This window comes from Aeromonas finlandensis (assembly GCF_000764645.1).
Lineage (GTDB): Bacteria > Pseudomonadota > Gammaproteobacteria > Enterobacterales > Aeromonadaceae > Aeromonas > Aeromonas finlandensis.
In genome coordinates this window covers 1-897 of record NZ_JRGK01000366.1, presented here as the reverse complement: position 1 = coordinate 897, position 897 = coordinate 1, and the positions used below count along the sequence as shown (strand labels likewise).

The 897-nt window shown below is 65.6% G+C and carries 1 pseudogene; it reads right to left on the bottom strand.

Annotation, left to right across the window (positions count from 1 at the left end):
* Positions 1–897: pseudogene (locus tag LD28_RS0121850) on the bottom strand (alpha-2-macroglobulin family protein); the annotation flags it as partial.

The window sequence follows — 897 nt, the reverse complement described above, 5'->3', positions numbered from 1 at the left end:
GTCGAGGGGCTGGTAATCACTGATGTTGAGCACGCCCCGATCCACCGCCGCCAATACCACCCGCCCCTGACTGTTTGGGGTAGAGGTCGCGGTCACCTCCAGCCGGGTGAGCGGCACCGCTTTATCAGGCGCGCTCAGAGTGAGCGGCAGACGGCGCGCTTCCCGGTCCAGGGTGAGCGGCACCAGACCGACCGCACGCAGGCTCTGCCCCTGCTGATTGCCAGCCGGTTTGGAAGCGCTGTCTGGCGCGGCGATCTGGGCCGAGATATGCAAGTCATGGCGCTTCCATTCCGGGCTAACCGGGATCTCGAACTCGCCGCGGGCATCCTTGGCATCGCCACCGGCCCCCTTGAGCTCGATACGCTGCCACCAGCGCAGGCCATCGCCATCTTCCACCATCAGCAACCCCTTGCCGGGACGCGGCGCCACCAGCGTCACCTTGGCCTTGTCGCCCGCCAGATAGGCGCGCTTGTCGAGGGTGATGGCAATCTTGTCAGGCCGTGCCTGCTCGCCACCGCCGCCCCAGGCGTAACTGCCGATCTCCACCCGCAGACTCGATTGATGGCCCTGACTGTTTTCAACCTCCAATCGATACCAGCCCGCCACCAGTTGCAGCGTGAGCGGGGTCGGCCCATTGCCATCCAGCTGCAGGGTCTGCTCCTGCTCCAGATAGGGCTGGCTGTTGAACTCGTATTTCCACCCCTCGCCATCGGCGTAGTGCCAGTAGTAGTCGCGGTACTCGTTGATAAGGCGCACCTTCACCGCCCCCGCCACCGGCTGCCCCTTGTCATCGAGGTTGAGGATCTGGAAGGGGAGCGGCTTGCCCCCTTCCACCCGATCGGCCACGAAATCGGCCTTGAGCGCCGGCCACTGGCTGCCCGCGGGCCAGCCATACTG